General features: G+C 55.0%; 14 protein-coding genes. 8 read left to right on the top strand and 6 right to left on the bottom strand.

Features of this window, described 5'->3' with window-relative positions:
- Positions 1 to 9 precede the first annotated feature (9 nt).
- From queA to PH7735_RS09740, 4 genes are all read left to right on the top strand, one after another.
- Positions 10 to 1,059 carry a tRNA preQ1(34) S-adenosylmethionine ribosyltransferase-isomerase QueA gene (gene queA / locus PH7735_RS09755; RefSeq protein ID WP_058311054.1) on the top strand — a complete coding sequence of 350 codons (1,050 nt, stop codon included), beginning with the start codon at positions 10 to 12 and terminating at the stop codon, positions 1,057 to 1,059.
- Positions 1,060 to 1,232: 173 nt separating this feature from the next.
- Positions 1,233 to 2,000, top strand: a complete 768-nt coding sequence (locus PH7735_RS09750) for a L,D-transpeptidase (RefSeq protein WP_058311053.1) — start codon at positions 1,233 to 1,235, stop codon at positions 1,998 to 2,000.
- 135 nt (positions 2,001 to 2,135) lie between these two features.
- A complete protein-coding gene (locus tag PH7735_RS09745; protein WP_058311052.1) occupies positions 2,136 to 3,407 on the top strand; it encodes an MFS transporter in 1,272 nt (423 codons plus the stop codon).
- 188 nt (positions 3,408 to 3,595) lie between these two features.
- A complete protein-coding gene (locus PH7735_RS09740) occupies positions 3,596 to 4,174 on the top strand; it encodes a DUF924 family protein (RefSeq protein ID WP_058311051.1) in 579 nt (192 codons plus the stop codon).
- A gap of 25 nt (positions 4,175 to 4,199) precedes the next feature.
- Here PH7735_RS09740 and PH7735_RS09735 read toward each other — a convergent pair whose 3' ends face one another.
- A complete protein-coding gene (locus tag PH7735_RS09735; protein WP_058311050.1) occupies positions 4,200 to 4,637 on the bottom strand; it encodes a PilN family protein in 438 nt (145 codons plus the stop codon).
- A 148-nt stretch (positions 4,638 to 4,785) separates the two neighbouring features.
- Here PH7735_RS09735 and lpdA point away from each other — a divergent pair, with 148 nt between their 5' ends.
- Both lpdA and PH7735_RS09725 read left to right on the top strand, forming a co-directional pair.
- Positions 4,786 to 6,180: a dihydrolipoyl dehydrogenase gene (gene lpdA, locus PH7735_RS09730; RefSeq protein ID WP_058311049.1), complete on the top strand. Its 1,395-nt coding sequence runs from the start codon at positions 4,786 to 4,788 to the stop codon at positions 6,178 to 6,180.
- A gap of 17 nt (positions 6,181 to 6,197) precedes the next feature.
- Complete coding sequence (locus tag PH7735_RS09725) at positions 6,198 to 6,758, top strand: methyltransferase domain-containing protein (RefSeq protein ID WP_058311048.1); 561 nt, start codon at positions 6,198 to 6,200, stop codon at positions 6,756 to 6,758.
- Positions 6,759 to 6,764: 6 nt separating this feature from the next.
- Here the strand turns inward: PH7735_RS09725 and PH7735_RS09720 are convergent, their stop codons facing one another.
- A complete protein-coding gene (locus PH7735_RS09720; RefSeq protein WP_058311047.1) occupies positions 6,765 to 7,124 on the bottom strand; it encodes a rhodanese-like domain-containing protein in 360 nt (119 codons plus the stop codon).
- Between the two features lie 154 nt (positions 7,125 to 7,278).
- Here PH7735_RS09720 and uvrA point away from each other — a divergent pair, with 154 nt between their 5' ends.
- The gene (gene uvrA, locus PH7735_RS09715) at positions 7,279 to 10,137 is read left to right on the top strand and encodes an excinuclease ABC subunit UvrA (RefSeq protein WP_058311046.1); all 2,859 of its coding nucleotides are present in this window, start codon (positions 7,279 to 7,281) and stop codon (positions 10,135 to 10,137) included.
- A gap of 11 nt (positions 10,138 to 10,148) precedes the next feature.
- Here the strand turns inward: uvrA and PH7735_RS09710 are convergent, their stop codons facing one another.
- The 4 genes from PH7735_RS09710 to PH7735_RS09695 form a co-directional block, all read right to left on the bottom strand.
- Positions 10,149 to 11,504 (bottom strand): MmgE/PrpD family protein, encoded by a 1,356-nt coding sequence (locus tag PH7735_RS09710; RefSeq protein WP_058311045.1) that lies wholly within the window; start codon positions 11,502 to 11,504, stop codon positions 10,149 to 10,151.
- Between the two features lie 150 nt (positions 11,505 to 11,654).
- Positions 11,655 to 12,527: a 3-hydroxyisobutyrate dehydrogenase gene (mmsB, locus tag PH7735_RS09705; protein WP_058311044.1), complete on the bottom strand. Its 873-nt coding sequence runs from the start codon at positions 12,525 to 12,527 to the stop codon at positions 11,655 to 11,657.
- Between the two features lie 3 nt (positions 12,528 to 12,530).
- Complete coding sequence (locus PH7735_RS09700; RefSeq protein WP_058311043.1) at positions 12,531 to 13,571, bottom strand: enoyl-CoA hydratase/isomerase family protein; 1,041 nt, start codon at positions 13,569 to 13,571, stop codon at positions 12,531 to 12,533.
- Positions 13,572 to 13,892: 321 nt separating this feature from the next.
- On the bottom strand, positions 13,893 to 15,026 hold the full coding sequence (locus PH7735_RS09695) for a carboxylate-amine ligase (protein WP_058311042.1): 1,134 nt from the start codon (positions 15,024 to 15,026) through the stop codon (positions 13,893 to 13,895).
- 171 nt (positions 15,027 to 15,197) lie between these two features.
- On the opposite strand from PH7735_RS09695, the gene PH7735_RS09690 reads away from it, so the two are divergent.
- Positions 15,198 to 15,644, top strand: a complete 447-nt coding sequence (locus PH7735_RS09690; RefSeq protein WP_058311041.1) for a DsrE family protein — start codon at positions 15,198 to 15,200, stop codon at positions 15,642 to 15,644.
- Positions 15,645 to 15,663 lie beyond the last annotated feature (19 nt).

Here is a 15,663-nt window from a genome sequence, read left to right as displayed (position 1 = left end):
CCTCGTATCATGCACCTTTCCGATTTTGACTTTGATCTGCCCGACCGGTTGATCGCCACCCGTCCTGCCAATCCGCGCAGCGCGGCACGGCTTCTCGTGGCAGAAGGGGATCAGATTACCGATGCCGTGGTGCGTGATATCACCGATTGGCTGCGCCCGGGCGACCGGCTTGTTCTGAACGATACCAAAGTCATTCCTGCACGGTTGAGCGGTTTCCGTCACCGCGATACGGGCACCGAAGGCCCCAGCAAAGCTAGGATCGAGGTCACATTGCTTGAGCCACGCTCTGGCGGGCAATGGTCGGCGTTGTTGAAGCCCTTGAAGAAGATCAAGGAAGGCGAAGACATTGTGTTTTCCGACGCGCTGCGGGCAACTCTTGTGGCAAAAGAAGACGGGCAGGGCGTTTTGCAGTTTGATTTGCAAGGCGACGACTTTGATGCGGCACTGGCCGAGGCGGGAAACATGCCCTTGCCCCCTTATATTGCCGCCAAACGCGCTGCCGACGCGCAGGACAAAACGGATTATCAAACGGTTTGGGCGCGAAATTCAGGCGCGGTTGCCGCGCCCACTGCATCGCTTCATTTTGATGAGGCCTTGCTGGAAAAGCTGGCCGCGCATGGCGTCACCTTCACATATGTCACTCTGCACGTCGGGGCGGGGACCTTTTTGCCGGTCAAGGTCGATGACGTGAAAGACCATAAAATGCATTCCGAGTGGGGACATGTGTCCGAACAGGCCGCGCGCGAGATCAATGCCACCAAAGCCGCCGGTGGTCGCGTTATTCCAGTTGGCACAACCGCGTTACGCCTGATCGAGAGCGCAGCACGTGATGGCGAGATCAAGCCTTGGGATGGGGGTACGGACATCTTTATATACCCCGGTTTCGACTTTCACGTCGCAGATGCCCTGATGACAAATTTCCATTTGCCAAAATCGACCTTGATGATGCTTGTTTCCGCGCTCATGGGGCAGGACCGGATCTCGCGGATCTATGATCATGCCGTGGCAGAGGACTATCGTTTCTTTTCTTATGGGGATGCGTCTTTGTTGCTGCCCTAGAGGGGAAAAGGCGATCAGGACGGGGTAAGGCCCTCTTTCATTTCGGGTGATTGTTTTTTCGCAAGATCAGCAAAGACTTGCGACAAGCTTTGGTCTGCGCGTAACCTGTCCTTAATTGGGTGAGGACGCACACGTGCGATCCGTCGCCAGCCTTGAAGATTGCGGATACCAATATGTTCTATGCACCTTTTCGAACTATGATTATTCTGGGCTGTCTGAGCCTTGCTGCAGCATGCGGCGCGCCCTATGAAAACGGCAAAAGTCCCTCTGCTACACCGGCAGAGTATGATGTGCTGACCGATGGCGAGATTACATTGCCTGCGGTTCCTGCCGAATATCTGAATGAACCGAACCGTCGTGCGGCGGTGGCCTATGAAGGATCAGAGGCGCCCGGCTCGATCGTGGTCGATCCCTATGCCAAGTTTCTGTACCTTGTCGGCGACGGGGGCAGCGCCACGCGCTATCCCATTGCGGTAGGACGCGAAGGGCGCGGTTTCACAGGACAGGCAACGATCAAGCGCAAGGAAGAATGGCCCGGATGGGCGCCCACTGCCAATATGCTGAGAAGCGAACCCGAGGTGTATGGACCTTTTGCAGGTGGTATTCCGGGTGGTGTCGCCAGCCCGCTGGGCGCACGTGCGCTGTACCTCTATCGCGGCGGGCGTGACACACGTTATCGAATTCACGGGACAAACGATCTTCAATCCATCGGAAACTCAAGCACTGCTGGCTGTATCCGGATGTTCAATCAGGATGTGATCGATTTGTATGAACGCGCACCAATGGGCACAGACGTGGTTGTGCGGACCTATGATGAATCCGTTGCCGCCGAAGGCGAAGAACTGGCCAATCGCGGTGTCGAACTTCCGCCTACAATTGTAGATCCCGACGTTGTCTATGCTGCGGTTGAAGCACAAGAAGCCAAAACCACCGAAGAATAAGGCACTGGCAAGGGCAGGCGTTTCTGCCCGATGCCGCAAATGTGTTACGCTGGTCGCAGACAGAGCATACAAGGCGCCCTTTGTCGTGTGATGAGGGGCTTCTTTGATTCACATTGATATCTTTTGGAGACCCCGATGGTTCAATTCCTCTCTGGTTCTTGGGCACTTCTGCTTGGGATGATGCTCTTGATGGTTGGCAACGGCCTGCAATCCACCTTGTTGGGTATTCGCGGCCAGATCGAAGGTTTTGGCACGTGGGAGATGTCTATTGTGATGTCTGCCTACTTTGTCGGGTTCCTTGGGGGATCTCGCATGGCACCGGAAATGATCCGGCGCGTCGGGCATGTCCGGGTCTTTGCGGCGCTGGCCTCTTTCATTTCGGCAGTTCTGATTCTGTACCCCACCTTTGCAAACCCATGGGTGTGGACGGTGGGGCGTATCATTATCGGGTTTTGCTTTTCGGGCGTGTATGTCACGGCGGAAAGCTGGCTGAACAACGCGGCGACAAATGAAACCCGCGGCAAGGCGCTTTCGCTTTATCTCATTGTGCAGATGATCGGCGTGATTGTAGCGCAGGCGCTTTTGGTGACGGCAGATCCATCCGGATTTGTTCTGTTTATCATTCCATCCGTGCTTGTTTCGATTTCCTTCGCGCCCATTCTGCTCAGCATTTCACCAACCCCCGCGTTTGAAATGACAAAGGCGATGACGCTGCGCGAACTGGTGCAGAAGTCTCCGCTTGGTACGGTGGGCATGGTGTTGCTGGGCGGCGTGTTCTCGGCCCAGTTCGGGATGTCGGCGGTTTACGGGGCCTCGATCGATTTGTCGGTCTCTGAAATTTCGATTTTTGTTGCGGCGTTTTATGTCGGTGCAACTGTCATCCAATACCCATTGGGATGGCTGTCTGACAGAATGGACCGACGGGTTTTGATCGCTTTTGCGGGTTTTGCTGGCGGTGTGGGCGCAGTGATTGGCATGGTTTATGGCGCGAATTTCTGGCTGTTGTTGTTTGCGGCAACCTTGGTCGGGGGCTTTTCGAACCCGCTTTATTCCTTGCTGATTGCGCACACGAACGACTTTCTCGAAGTAGACGAGATGGCCGCCGCATCCGGAGGTATGGTCTTTATTAACGGACTGGGCGCGATTTCGGGCCCGATCGTGACAGGTTGGATCATGGAGGTCTTTGGTCCTTCTGGGTTCTTCCTTGTGATCGCCATTCTGATGCTTGGGTTAGCAGGGTACGCCGTGTTCCGGATGACCCGTCGCGAAGGTATCGCCGTCGAAGACACAGGGGCCTATTCGCCGGTCATGCCATCGGCGTCGCCTGTTGCCCTTGAAGTGGTTCAGGAGATCGCGATCGAAACCGCGCTCGAGGAAGAGGAGCTGGCCAGCGAATCCCGAGATTAATAGTAAGGCTTCGGCAATTAAGTCTCTGAATTGTTTCTGTTTTAAAAACCACACGCCAAGAGGGACGTGTTCACTAAACTGAGACACTTTGTGTCGCGATTGACGCAATTTGTTACTTCGAATTCTGCCAGAATTCTGTGTAACATTTTTGTGTCGGTATTGGCCGGCGGTGGGTTAGGAGACAGGGTATGGCTGGACCTGAAGACATTTTGGCTTTCTGGCTCGATGAAGTCGGGCCCGAAGGGTGGTATGCAATTGATGACGATCTGGATCAAACGATCCGGGACAGGTTTCTCGATACTTGGAAAGCCGCGCAGGATGGCAGTTTTGCACAATGGCTCACATATCCAAGCGGGGCATTGGCCTATGTCATCCTGAACGATCAGTTGCCGCGCAACATGTTCCGGGGCACGGGCAAAGCGTTTGCATCTGATCGCGCGGCATTGGCTGCGGCCAAGGCGGCGATGCACCAGAAATGGGATCTCAAGATAGATGAACCTGCCCGGCAGTTCTTTTATCTACCGTTGATGCATTCGGAAAACCTGTGTGATCAGGAACGCTGTGTTCGCATGATGATGGACCGGATGCCGCAAACAGGGGCAAGCAATATGATCCATGCGCGGGCACATCGCGAAGTGATCCGCCTGTTCGGTCGCTTTCCCTATCGCAACGACGCTCTTCAACGCTCTTTTACGGGGCCGGAAAAAGAATATGTCGATCAGGGCGGATACGGCTACACGGTTCAAGAATTGCAAAAGGCGTCCTGATCGGGCGCCTTCTTCTTTTTGCGTGTTAGCTTTCCGGGCGGGTGCATCCGCGCAGATCGAACATCATATTGCTGAGGTCGGTGGTGGCCTTGGTTACGGCCACTTCGACAAGATGCTCAGGCGCGGCTTGTGCCTTGCTCATGACGCCATGCACGTTCTTTTGCATATCATCCAGACGATTTTGAATTGTGCTGATACGTCCTTGCAATTGCTGTGCTTTTTCCGATGTGAAGTCTTCGGAATTAGAGGCGATGGCTTGCAAATCGCCTCGCAACGCCGAAACTTCTGTTTTCAGGGATTTTAGTTCGGACGTCACGGGTTTCAGCACCTGAAGGTTTTCCGCAAACGCGCCCGAGGCACGCTCAACAGTGTTTGAAATCTGCCATAAGAAGAACAGGCAAACGGCGGCTAAAAGCAACGTGGCGTTGATCAGGGCCAACAATAGGTCTTTAACAATTTTCATGGGGCAGGGTCCCGGACTCGAAAGGTTTCTGTCTTTTGCAGAATGCCTTGATCGCGCGATAAATCAAAGCCAGGAATTGCCTCTGCGATGCGTTGATGTGGTTGGCCAAGTGATCTAGGCTCGGTCCTACCATCAGGAGGAGATCACAATGGCAACCAGCAATTTCGATATGATCGTCATCGGTGCCGGACCCGGCGGTTATGTGGCCGCGATACGGGGGGCGCAGCTGGGGCTGAAAGTTGCTGTTGTCGAACGCGAGCATCTTGGGGGGATTTGCCTGAACTGGGGGTGTATTCCTACCAAGGCGATGCTGCGCTCGTCCGAAGTTTTTCATCTTATGCACAGGGCAAAGGAATTTGGCCTAAAGGCAAACAAGATTGATTATGATCTGGATGCCGTCGTTAAACGGTCGCGTGGCGTGGCCAAACAGCTTTCCGGCGGTGTGGGCCATCTTTTGAAAAAGAACAAAGTCACGGTTGTCATGGGCGAGGCGTCGGTGCCAGCCAAAGGCAAAGTCAGCGTGACAACCGACAAGGGCACACAAGAGCTGTCGGCGCCCAACATTATTCTGGCCACTGGTGCGCGGGCGCGTGAATTGCCCGGACTCGAGGCAGACGGTGATCTGGTCTGGACCTACAAACATGCATTGACGCCGCCGCGTATGCCGAAAAAGCTGTTGGTGATCGGGTCCGGCGCAATCGGCATTGAATTTGCAAGCTTTTACAACACGCTGGGATCCGATACGACGGTGGTCGAAGTGATGGATCGCGTTCTGCCTGTGGAAGACGCCGAAATCAGCGCCTTTGCCAAAAAGCAGTTCGTCAAACAGGGCATGACCATCAAAGAAAAAGCCATGGTCAAACAGCTTGATCGTGGCAAGGGCAAGGTGACGGCGCATATTGAAATCGGCGGCAAGATTGAAAAGCACGACTTTGACACCGTGATTTCTGCGGTAGGGATTGTCGGCAATGTTGAAGGTCTCGGGCTTGAGGCTTTGGGCGTCAAAATTGATCGCACCCATGTTTTGACTGACGCGTATTGCCGAACCGCGGTTGAGGGCGTTTTTGCAATCGGGGATATCGCGGGCGCGCCATGGTTGGCCCACAAGGCAAGCCACGAAGGCGTGATGGTGGCCGAATTGATCGCAGGCCAGTCACCACATCCCGTAAAACCCGAAAGCATTGCTGGATGCACCTATTGTCAGCCTCAGGTCGCCAGTGTCGGGTATTCCGAAGCCAAGGCCAAAGAGCTTGGGTATGACGTCAAGGTCGGACGCTTTCCCTTTGTGGGGAACGGCAAGGCCATCGCCCTTGGAGAGCCCGAAGGCATGGTGAAGACCGTGTTTGATGCCAAAACAGGGGAACTTCTGGGGGCGCATATGATCGGCGCGGAAGTGACAGAGTTGATCCAGGGCTATGTGGTGGGGCGCACGCTTGAAACCACCGAGGCCGAGTTGATGGAAACCGTTTTCCCGCATCCCACCTTGTCCGAGATGATGCATGAAAGCGTCTTGGATGCCTATGGCCGTGCCTTGCATTTCTGAGACAGAGAAACATCATTATGGCTAGTCTGAACCGCATTGTTATGCAGAAAACCAGTCGTCGCTGGTTGTTTGAGCTGAATCTCGAGAATCTGGATATCTGCGAGATATCCGGAAAGTGGGGACGTGGCCTTCCAAACAAAAGCTATCGCGCGTTTCGCTATCCCAAATTCGATGTCTGTGCGGGGCCGTTTCTGAACAAATTGGGCAAGGTCCGGCAGTTTGATCTCATTCTCGCCAATCAGGTCTGGGAGCATCTGGACCGACCCTATATGGCGACGGTGAATGTCTATGACATGTTGCGGCCGGGCGGGTATTTCTGGGTGGCGGTTCCGTTCTTTATTCCCCTGCATGCCGCGCCTGTCGATTGTTCTCGATGGACGGCGCGGGGTCTGAAAAACCTGCTGGTCGAGGTCGGTTTCAAGGAAGAAGACATTCGGGCCGAGCAATGGGGCAATCGGGCTGCGGGGCTGCGCAACATGCATGGTTCTTGGCCGCCGCCCTATGATCCGGAAACGGACGACCTTACCAATGATCCCAGTTTTCCCATTTGTTCATGGGCACTTGCACGCAAAACGTGATGTAGGTCAGTGGGCGTCAATGGCGCCGCCTGCCTGAACCCAGTGACCAAAGCCGCCAATGTTGTGAACATCGGCGTATCCCAGTTTGCGCATCATTTGCACCGCAGAATGGGATCGCCCACCAGAGGCACAATAGACGGCAATACACGCATCATTTCGAAGCACCGAGTTATAGTCGTGATGGCGGGGATCGGCCATATCCCGCATCCGCATCAAAGGAACATGCAACGCGCCTTTGGCCTTGCCGGTGGCGGCGACTTCTTCATGCTCGCGCACATCGACAAGTACCAAATCTCCGTTTTTGGCGCGTTGGACTGCATCGGCAATGGACAATCCGGTTGGTGCAGGTTTTTTGAAGAAGAACATTTTGACCTCAATCGCAACATTTCGCTCTCATCAAAGTAACATTCCATAAGTGGAATACAACAACTTTGTTAAAAGTTCACACTTTGTTCACATTTTTTGGTTGGATACTCGCCCTATCTCACCTATTTCTAGGGCACTGTATCCGGGGGCTGAAATGGTTGAGCTGAAAAACATCGAGGTTCGTGGCGCGCGCGAACATAATCTCAAAGGCATCGACGTGGATATTCCACGAGACCAACTCGTTGTGATTACGGGGCTTTCCGGGTCGGGTAAATCCTCGTTGGCGTTTGATACGATTTACGCCGAAGGGCAGCGTCGCTATGTGGAATCGCTTTCTGCCTATGCGCGTCAGTTCCTTGACATGATGGAAAAGCCGGATGTGGATCACATCAGCGGCCTGTCACCTGCGATTTCTATCGAACAAAAGACGACCTCTAAAAACCCGCGCTCGACGGTCGGTACGGTTACCGAAATCTACGACTATATGCGCCTGTTGTTTGCGCGTGTCGGCACACCTTATTCGCCTGCGACCGGCCTTCCGATCGAGGCGCAACAGGTGCAGGACATGGTTGACCGGATCATGAGCCTTCCCGAAGACACGCGCGGCTATTTGCTGGCGCCCATCGTGCGCGACCGCAAAGGCGAGTACCGCAAAGAGTTCCTTGAGTTGCGCAAACAGGGTTTCCAGCGTGTGAAGGTTGACGGTGAATTCTACGAGCTGGACGAGCCGCCCACTCTGGACAAGAAATTCCGCCACGACATTGATGTGGTTGTAGATCGTCTTGTGGTGCGGGATGGCATGCAGACCCGTCTTGCAGATAGTTTGCGCACCGCGCTGGATCTGGCCGATGGCATTGCGGTTCTGGAAACCGCGCCCCGCGAAGGCGACCCCGAACGCATGACGTTTAGCGAAAACTTTGCATGCCCCGTGAGCGGATTTACTATCCCCGAAATCGAACCGCGCCTGTTTTCGTTTAACGCGCCCTTTGGGGCCTGTCCGGAATGTGACGGTCTTGGGGTCGAATTGTTCTTTGACGAACGTCTGGTTGTGCCGGACACGACTCTCAAGATTTATGATGGGGCATTGGCCCCATGGCGCAAGGGCAAGTCGCCCTATTTCCTGCAAACAATCGAAGCAATCGCCAAGCACTACAAGTTTGACAAGAATACGCCGTGGAAAAAGCTGTCCAAGAAGGTGCAGCAGGTGTTCCTCTATGGCTCTGGTGATGAAGAAATCGAGTTCCGCTATGATGAAGGCGGGCGCGTGTATCAGGTGACCCGCGTGTTTGAAGGGGTCATCCCCAACATGGAGCGGCGGTATCGGGAAACCGATTCAAACTGGATACGCGAAGAATTCGAAGGCTATCAGAACAACCGACCTTGCGGATCATGCGGCGGTTTTCGTCTTCGGGAAGAGGCTTTGGCGGTCAAGATCGCTGGCTTGCATGTCGGGCATGTGGTGCAGATGTCGATCCGCGAGGCTTTGGCCTGGATCGAAGATGTGCCCAACCACCTGACACCACAAAAACAAGAGATTGCACGCGCGATCGTAAAGGAAATTCGCGAGCGTCTTGGGTTCCTGAATAATGTTGGATTAGAATATCTTACGCTGTCTCGTTCAAGTGGAACTCTATCTGGTGGAGAGAGCCAGCGCATCCGGCTTGCGTCGCAAATCGGATCGGGTTTGACCGGCGTTCTCTATGTTCTGGATGAACCCTCGATTGGTTTGCACCAGCGCGACAATGACCGCCTTTTGGGAACGTTGAAGTCCCTTCGCGATCAAGGCAATACCGTGATCGTGGTCGAGCATGACGAAGAAGCCATCCGTGAAGCGGACTATGTGTTCGATATCGGGCCGGGTGCGGGTGTGCACGGCGGTCAAGTTGTGAGCGAAGGCACGCCACTGGAAATTCAGGCAGACAGCGCTTCGGTCACCGGACAATATCTGTCCGGAACGCGCGAAATCTCCATTCCGGCAGAACGTCGCGAGGGCAAGGGCAAATCACTGAAGGTGGTGAAGGCCACAGGCAACAACCTCAAGGATGTCACGGCAGAGTTCCCATTGGGCAAATTCGTTTGCGTGACCGGTGTGTCGGGCGGTGGAAAATCGACATTGACCATCGAAACCCTGTTCAAAACCGCGTCCATGCGTCTGAACGGGGCGCGTCAGACACCTGCGCCCTGTGAAACCATCAAAGGGCTCGAGCATCTGGACAAGGTGATCGACATTGACCAGCGCGCCATTGGGCGAACTCCGCGGTCGAACCCTGCGACTTATACGGGGGCCTTTACGCCCATTCGCGACTGGTTTGCGGGCTTGCCCGAGTCCAAGACCCGCGGTTACAAACCCGGCCGGTTTAGCTTTAACGTCAAGGGCGGGCGCTGTGAGGCCTGTCAGGGCGATGGTGTCATCAAAATCGAGATGCACTTTCTACCAGATGTCTACGTGACCTGTGAAACCTGTCAGGGCGCCCGATATAATCGCGAAACGCTCGAGATCAAATTCAAAGGAAAATCCATCGCGGATGTGCTGGATATGACGGTTGAAGATGCGCGCGACTTTTTCAAAGCTGTGCCTTCAATCCGGGACAAGATGGAGGCGCTCTCGCGGGTTGGGCTTGATTACATCAAGGTCGGACAACAAGCGACGACCTTGTCAGGTGGCGAAGCGCAGAGGGTGAAACTGTCCAAGGAACTGGCGAAACGCTCGACGGGGCGCACGCTCTATATTCTGGATGAACCGACAACAGGTCTGCACTTTGAAGATGTGCGCAAGCTGTTGGAAGTGCTGCATGAACTGGTAGAGCAGGGCAACACTGTCATCGTGATCGAGCATAATCTGGATGTGGTGAAAACGGCCGACTGGATCATCGATATAGGACCGGAAGGTGGAGATGGCGGCGGTGAAATTGTTGCCGTCGGAACGCCGGAAGATGTCGCCGCAGAACCGCGCAGCCACACGGGCCATTACCTCAAGGATATCCTGTCGGCGAAACGCGTCGCCGCAGAATAACCGGCAAGATTTCAGTTCGGGTCGGTCAAAACCAGATCCAGCAACGCCCCGAATTGGTCCGTCGACAGCGTATCAAATTCAGAGCACATATCTGCAATGCGCTTTGATCTTGCGGACCCGAGAACCGGATCACTGAACAGGTGGAATTTTTCAAGGATATCCTGATCTGAGAGTGGAAGATCGGTGTCTCCACGCGGGGTCCGAGGCTCTGAGGTCAAGCGTGTTCCGTCTTTCAGGACAAGGGTGACCTGTGCCCATCTTTTGCCAACGCTTATTCTTGTAAAGTGTTCATCATCAATAAGTTGCGTGGCTTTGCTGATGCGAAGAATGTCTGGATCTTTCAGGGTTTCGGGGGCCAGTTCCGACACCCCGACTTGTCTTCTTACGATGAGGGCGGCGACGGGAAACGCGATTGCATAGGCAAATTCATCGGGTGTGTCTGGCGTTTGTCCCGCCAGCCGCGTGGCATTGTGAAAGGTGCGTATTTCGACCGACTCCACCTGCATGTGATGGATCTCATGAAGGGTCATCAGTTCGGCGGCAGCATCCATTGCGGGATGCGCCCAGCGACAACAGGGATAAGGTTTATAGTGCGTATCTTCTACAAGCCTCCAGCGGCTGCCTAGATCACTCCAGAATTCGGCGGCGTCTTCCCCTTCGCAGGTCAAGGCCGGCGCGCCGGTAAACCCTTGCTGGGCCAGATAGGCAGCGGTCACGCCAGAAGGGGCGCCCCATCCAACGCCGTCCCGCACCATAGTCGGGTGATCAATACAGCGCATCATCTGGCTGCGGGGGCCGTGGTATTCCCCGATTCCGGCGGCATGCGCGATCTCGGTGGTGTTACATCCCAAAAGCTTGGCGGTCGCGGTGGCAACACCCACCGCTGTCCATGCCCCCGAGGTGTGATAATCGGCGCATGTGGCATGCTGCGCCAAGCCCGCGCGATAGCTGACCTCATAGGCGACCGCCAGCAATGTCGCGAACTGTTTTCCGTCCAGCGGTCTGCCACAGGAGGCCTCGGCGTCTGCGACCGCCAAAAGCGCGGGGAAAACTGCGGACCCCGCGTGGCCTTTGCAGGGCGAGGTGCCATCATGCGCATCAATGCTATCCACCGTGAACGCGCCGGCCATCGCGGCCCCGGTTGGGCTGACTTTCGTGCCATCCATCAAGATACGAGCGCTGCCAGCGCCCCCTGCGCCAAAAAGGGCCGTGGCACCTTTTTTGGCAATTTGCGACATATCTTGAGTGGACCCCACCGCGGCCACGCCCATCGTGTCCAGAAAACTGCGTCTCAAGACGCGCAACGCATCGGGCGGCACATCTTTGTAAGACAGGGACGCTGAAAATTCTTGGAAAGATGGCTGCATTGGAAAGCTCCGGTATGACACCTTCAGAGTAAGTGCCCGAAACCGGTGATCTTGCCTGTTTGCGACATTCCCGAAATGAGACTGGTGCAGCGCTCATGGGGTGTCGGCAGGGTGGTGGAGGCGCCCGGAATGCTCCGGGCGCGTCTTTTCTTACGACCGGCCGCGTTTTTCGAAACGTGGCAGCATGGCACTAAAGTCCATGCCAAGACCGTCTTCGTTTTCAACGTATAGCGCATAAAGATCACGGGCCATTTGACCCATTGGTGTGTCTGCGTCTGCACTTTCTGCAGCTTGCTGAGACAGGCGCAGATCCTTGAGCATCAATTCAGCGGCAAAGCCGGGCTGGTAGTCATTGTCTGACGGCGACTGCGGACCAACTCCCGGAGCAGGGCAATAGGCATTCATGGTCCAGCTGTATCCCGAAGAGGTCGACACAACGTCAAACATCTTCTGGCGATCAAGACCCAGTTTGTCAGCAAGCGCAAAGGCTTCGCAGGTGGCAATCATGGTGACGCCAAGGATCATGTTGTTACAGATTTTGGCGGCCTGACCTGCGCCGGCTTCGCCACAATGCACGGCCTTCTGGCCCATGATGTCGAAGAGCGGGGCTGCTTTGGCAAAGGCGTCGGTGCTGCCACCCGCCATAAAGGTCAGCGTGCCGCCTGCGGCGCCCCCCACGCCCCCGGAAACAGGTGCGTCAACGGCCAGCAAACCTGCGGCGTCGGCCTGTTCTGCAACGGCGCGGGCGCTGTCTACATCAACGGTCGAGCAATCCACAAGAGCGGCGCCCTGTGACATGGCCGGAACGATTTCATTGGCAACCGCACGCAGAATTTGCCCGTTGGGCAGCATGGTGATGACAACGTCTGCGCCAGTTGCCGATGCGGCGGCCGTTTCTGCCATGGAAACGCCTTCGATCGACACCTCTGCCATGTCAAATCCAGTTACGTCGTGGCCTGCTTTGGCCAGATTGGCGGCCATTGGGCCACCCATATTGCCCAGTCCGATAAATCCGATCTTCATGGCTTACTCTCCCTTTTCAAATGTCAGTTTGGCGTCCCCAAGCGGCATGAGCATTTTGCTCACGGCAACGGCAGGCAGGCTTTCGAAGGCGTGCTGCCATTGCGGATTGCGGTCTTTGTCGATGATTTGTGCGCGGATCCCTTCAAGGAAATCCCCGTGTTCCATTGCGCGGTATGTAAAGCGGTATTCCAGTTCCAGCGCTGAGCGGATGTCTTTTGCACTGCGCACGCGGTGGATGATTTCAAGAGCACACCCCATCGCAAGCGGTGAATTGCGGGACAGCTTTTTCAACGCGCCCGACGCAAAGTCCGATCCGTCATTTTGCAATGCGTTCACGATATCGCCCAGAGCCTCGCCGCCAAAGTTTGCATTGATGTCATCTTGCATTGCGGTCAGTGGACCGGCCGGGGCGTCTTGGGCCGCTTCGTCAATAAGCGTCCAGTCCCCAGTGGTTTCCAAATCCGCAATCAACGCGGGCCAATCGGCCTCTGGGATGTAATAGTCCGCAAAGCCGGAGAGAATTGCATCCGCCGCGTTCAGGCGCGCCGCTGTCAGGCCCAGATATTCGCCCAGACGTCCCGGTGCATGGGCAAGGATATAAGACCCGCCGACATCCGGAACCAGCCCGATGCCGCATTCGGGCATGGCGATCTGGCTTGTGTCTCCGACCACGCGATGCGACCCGTGACAGCCTACACCAACGCCGCCACCCATGGTGAATCCTTGCATGAAGCTGGCAACAGGCTTGCCAAATTCAAACATTTTTGCATTCATTCGGTACTCATCGGACCAGAAAGTTTGCCCAAATGCGAAATTTCCGGCTTTTCCGGTGTCATAGAGTTCTGCAATGTCACCGCCTGCGCAAAATGCCTTGTCACCCTCGGCGTCGATGACGATCATCTTCACATCGTCGTCTTTTTCCCATGCATCCAGCGCGTCTTCGATGGCGATGCACATGTCATAGCTCATCGCGTTCAACGCCTTGGGACGGGTAAACGTGATGCGGCCGGTCTTGCCGGTTTTGCGAATGGAGATATCGCTCATGATGGGGGCAATTCCTTTGAAAAGTATCTGAAAGAGGGAAAGCTCAGCACTCCGAACGGGTGCGGAAAAGAGGGCAGGTGGCGCCGGTCAACATCGATGTAACACGTTCCGGCGCATAAGGTCGTTTGGGCATTTGGGGGACTTATGTACACGCAGGCTTCGGTCGAATTTTCCGGTCAGTGCATTATCCATCTTGTGCCTCCCAAAACACGCAATTGAACGATTGTTAAATAATACAATGATTGCACAAAGGTGTCAGCGCTCAAAAAAGCAAAACAGATCCGCATTTTTGCAGACCCCACCTTTGTTGAAAAACGCCGTTTACAGATCGACGTGAAACTGTTCAATCAAGTGGCTGACCACCTTTTGCAGGGCTTCGTCATGCGAATACTCGGCCTGAACCGCATCGTAATAAACCGCGCGTTGCTGGTCTGCGCTTGTTCCAGTTGTCAGAACCGCAAGCGAATTTTCCACTTCGGCCAAGCACGAAAGCGCGGCTGCGTCTTCTTCCACCAGCTCGACCATTTCATGGGCCAGTTCGCTAAAGGGGACAATTTCGCGGCGTCCCCAATCAATAAGGCCTTCGTTCACGCCATATCTTTGGGCCCGCCACCGGTTTTCAGCAATCAGGAAGTTGTCGTAGAGCCGCCAGCGTTGGTTCGATGTGGCCAGCCGCCACAACATCCGCGTCAAAGCCTGCGTCAGCGCGGCGATGGTCAGCGTTGTCTCTAGAGCGGGGGACACATCGCAAATCCGACTTTCAACGGTCGGAAAACGTGACGAGGGCCGCAAATCCCACCAGATTTTCGAAGCATCCTCGATCACCCCGATATCTGTCATGGCCGCGACAGAGCGTTCAAATTCGCCCCAACCTTCCATAAGGGGGGGCAATCCCGTCCGCGGCAGGTTGTCGAAGACTGTGAGGCGGTAACAATTCAGTCCGGTATCTTCGCCCTGCCAGAAGGGAGAAGAGCAGCTGATCGCCAAGAGGTGAGGCAAAAAGTATTTGAGCTGGTTCATGAGATCTACGCGCTGGTCCGCGTTCTCGATACCAACATGTACGTGCATGCCACAGATCAACATCCGGCGAACCACCCCCGCAAGATCATCGCGCAGGGCGTTATATCGGTCTTTGTCTGTGTGGTGTTGATTGCGCCAATCGGAAAAAGGATGGCAAGAGGCCGCGATGGGCGCGAGATTATACCGGCCTGCAACACGCGCGACGGTGCTGCGCAATCGTTTGAGATCTTCGCGGGCCTGGCCCACATTTGCGCAGACCGTGGTGCCGATTTCGATCTGGCAATTGAGGAATTCAGGGCTGACCTGACCCTCGAGTTCGGCTGTGCAGGCCTGCATAAGACCTTCGGGGGCAGGGGCCAAATCAAGGCTGTCTTTGTCCACGAGAAGATATTCTTCTTCGACGCCAATGGTAAAATCCGGTTCTTTCAAAGACATGGCAGCCCTCCCAGCCTTGTTTGCCCAAGTTCAGCAGGATTGACGCAAGATATCAAGCAAACCCTGTAGGGGCTGCGTCAGAATAACCCTCCTGCGCTGTAATGTTCGATCTTTAATATATGTAAAAATGAGAATACGAATACTGCAACGCGCAGATACGAGGAGAAGAACATGCGAGCACTTTTGAAAAATGTGGTTTTTGTACTGGCGATGGTACTCGGCCCGATGGCCGCTTTTGCCGAAGAGGGAAAGCCGCGTTTGTTTGTGAGCTTGACGACAGATGACACCTGGGCCGCAGCAAAAGCCATCATGTTTTCGCATCAAAAAGCGCAAAAACAAGGGTATGATGCAGCAATCTGGATGAATGTGCGCGCGGTGTACCTCGCGGACAAGAAACGGCCAAGTCATGTGCATGGCCTGATGGCAGAGCAAGGCACATCGATTCAGGATATGCTGACGGCCTTTATCGCCGATGGCGGAACCGTCATCATGTGTGGTGCCTGTTCAAAAGCGGCCGGCCTTACCAAAGCGGATTACATCGACGGTGTGACGATGGGCAATACAGACCTTGTTTCCAGCTGGTTGTTTGACCCAAATACGAAAACTTTGGGCTGGTAACGGTTAGATATCACCTACA

The sequence above is a fragment of the Shimia thalassica genome, from assembly GCF_001458215.1.
Taxonomy (GTDB): domain Bacteria; phylum Pseudomonadota; class Alphaproteobacteria; order Rhodobacterales; family Rhodobacteraceae; genus Shimia; species Shimia thalassica.
The sequence above is the reverse complement of the archived record's forward strand: the minus strand, read 5'-3'. Positions and strand labels throughout refer to the sequence as shown.

Coding starts and splice junctions, on each gene's coding strand:
- queA (WP_058311054.1), top strand. CDS start 10: ATGCACCTTTCCGATTTTGACTTTGATCTGCCCGACCGGTTGATCGCC.
- PH7735_RS09750 (WP_058311053.1), top strand. CDS start 1,233: ATGTTCTATGCACCTTTTCGAACTATGATTATTCTGGGCTGTCTGAGC.
- PH7735_RS09745 (WP_058311052.1), top strand. CDS start 2,136: ATGGTTCAATTCCTCTCTGGTTCTTGGGCACTTCTGCTTGGGATGATG.
- PH7735_RS09740 (WP_058311051.1), top strand. CDS start 3,596: ATGGCTGGACCTGAAGACATTTTGGCTTTCTGGCTCGATGAAGTCGGG.
- PH7735_RS09735 (WP_058311050.1), bottom strand. CDS start 4,637: ATGAAAATTGTTAAAGACCTATTGTTGGCCCTGATCAACGCCACGTTG.
- lpdA (WP_058311049.1), top strand. CDS start 4,786: ATGGCAACCAGCAATTTCGATATGATCGTCATCGGTGCCGGACCCGGC.
- PH7735_RS09725 (WP_058311048.1), top strand. CDS start 6,198: ATGGCTAGTCTGAACCGCATTGTTATGCAGAAAACCAGTCGTCGCTGG.
- PH7735_RS09720 (WP_058311047.1), bottom strand. CDS start 7,124: ATGTTCTTCTTCAAAAAACCTGCACCAACCGGATTGTCCATTGCCGAT.
- uvrA (WP_058311046.1), top strand. CDS start 7,279: ATGGTTGAGCTGAAAAACATCGAGGTTCGTGGCGCGCGCGAACATAAT.
- PH7735_RS09710 (WP_058311045.1), bottom strand. CDS start 11,504: ATGCAGCCATCTTTCCAAGAATTTTCAGCGTCCCTGTCTTACAAAGAT.
- mmsB (WP_058311044.1), bottom strand. CDS start 12,527: ATGAAGATCGGATTTATCGGACTGGGCAATATGGGTGGCCCAATGGCC.
- PH7735_RS09700 (WP_058311043.1), bottom strand. CDS start 13,571: ATGAGCGATATCTCCATTCGCAAAACCGGCAAGACCGGCCGCATCACG.
- PH7735_RS09695 (WP_058311042.1), bottom strand. CDS start 15,026: ATGTCTTTGAAAGAACCGGATTTTACCATTGGCGTCGAAGAAGAATAT.
- PH7735_RS09690 (WP_058311041.1), top strand. CDS start 15,198: ATGCGAGCACTTTTGAAAAATGTGGTTTTTGTACTGGCGATGGTACTC.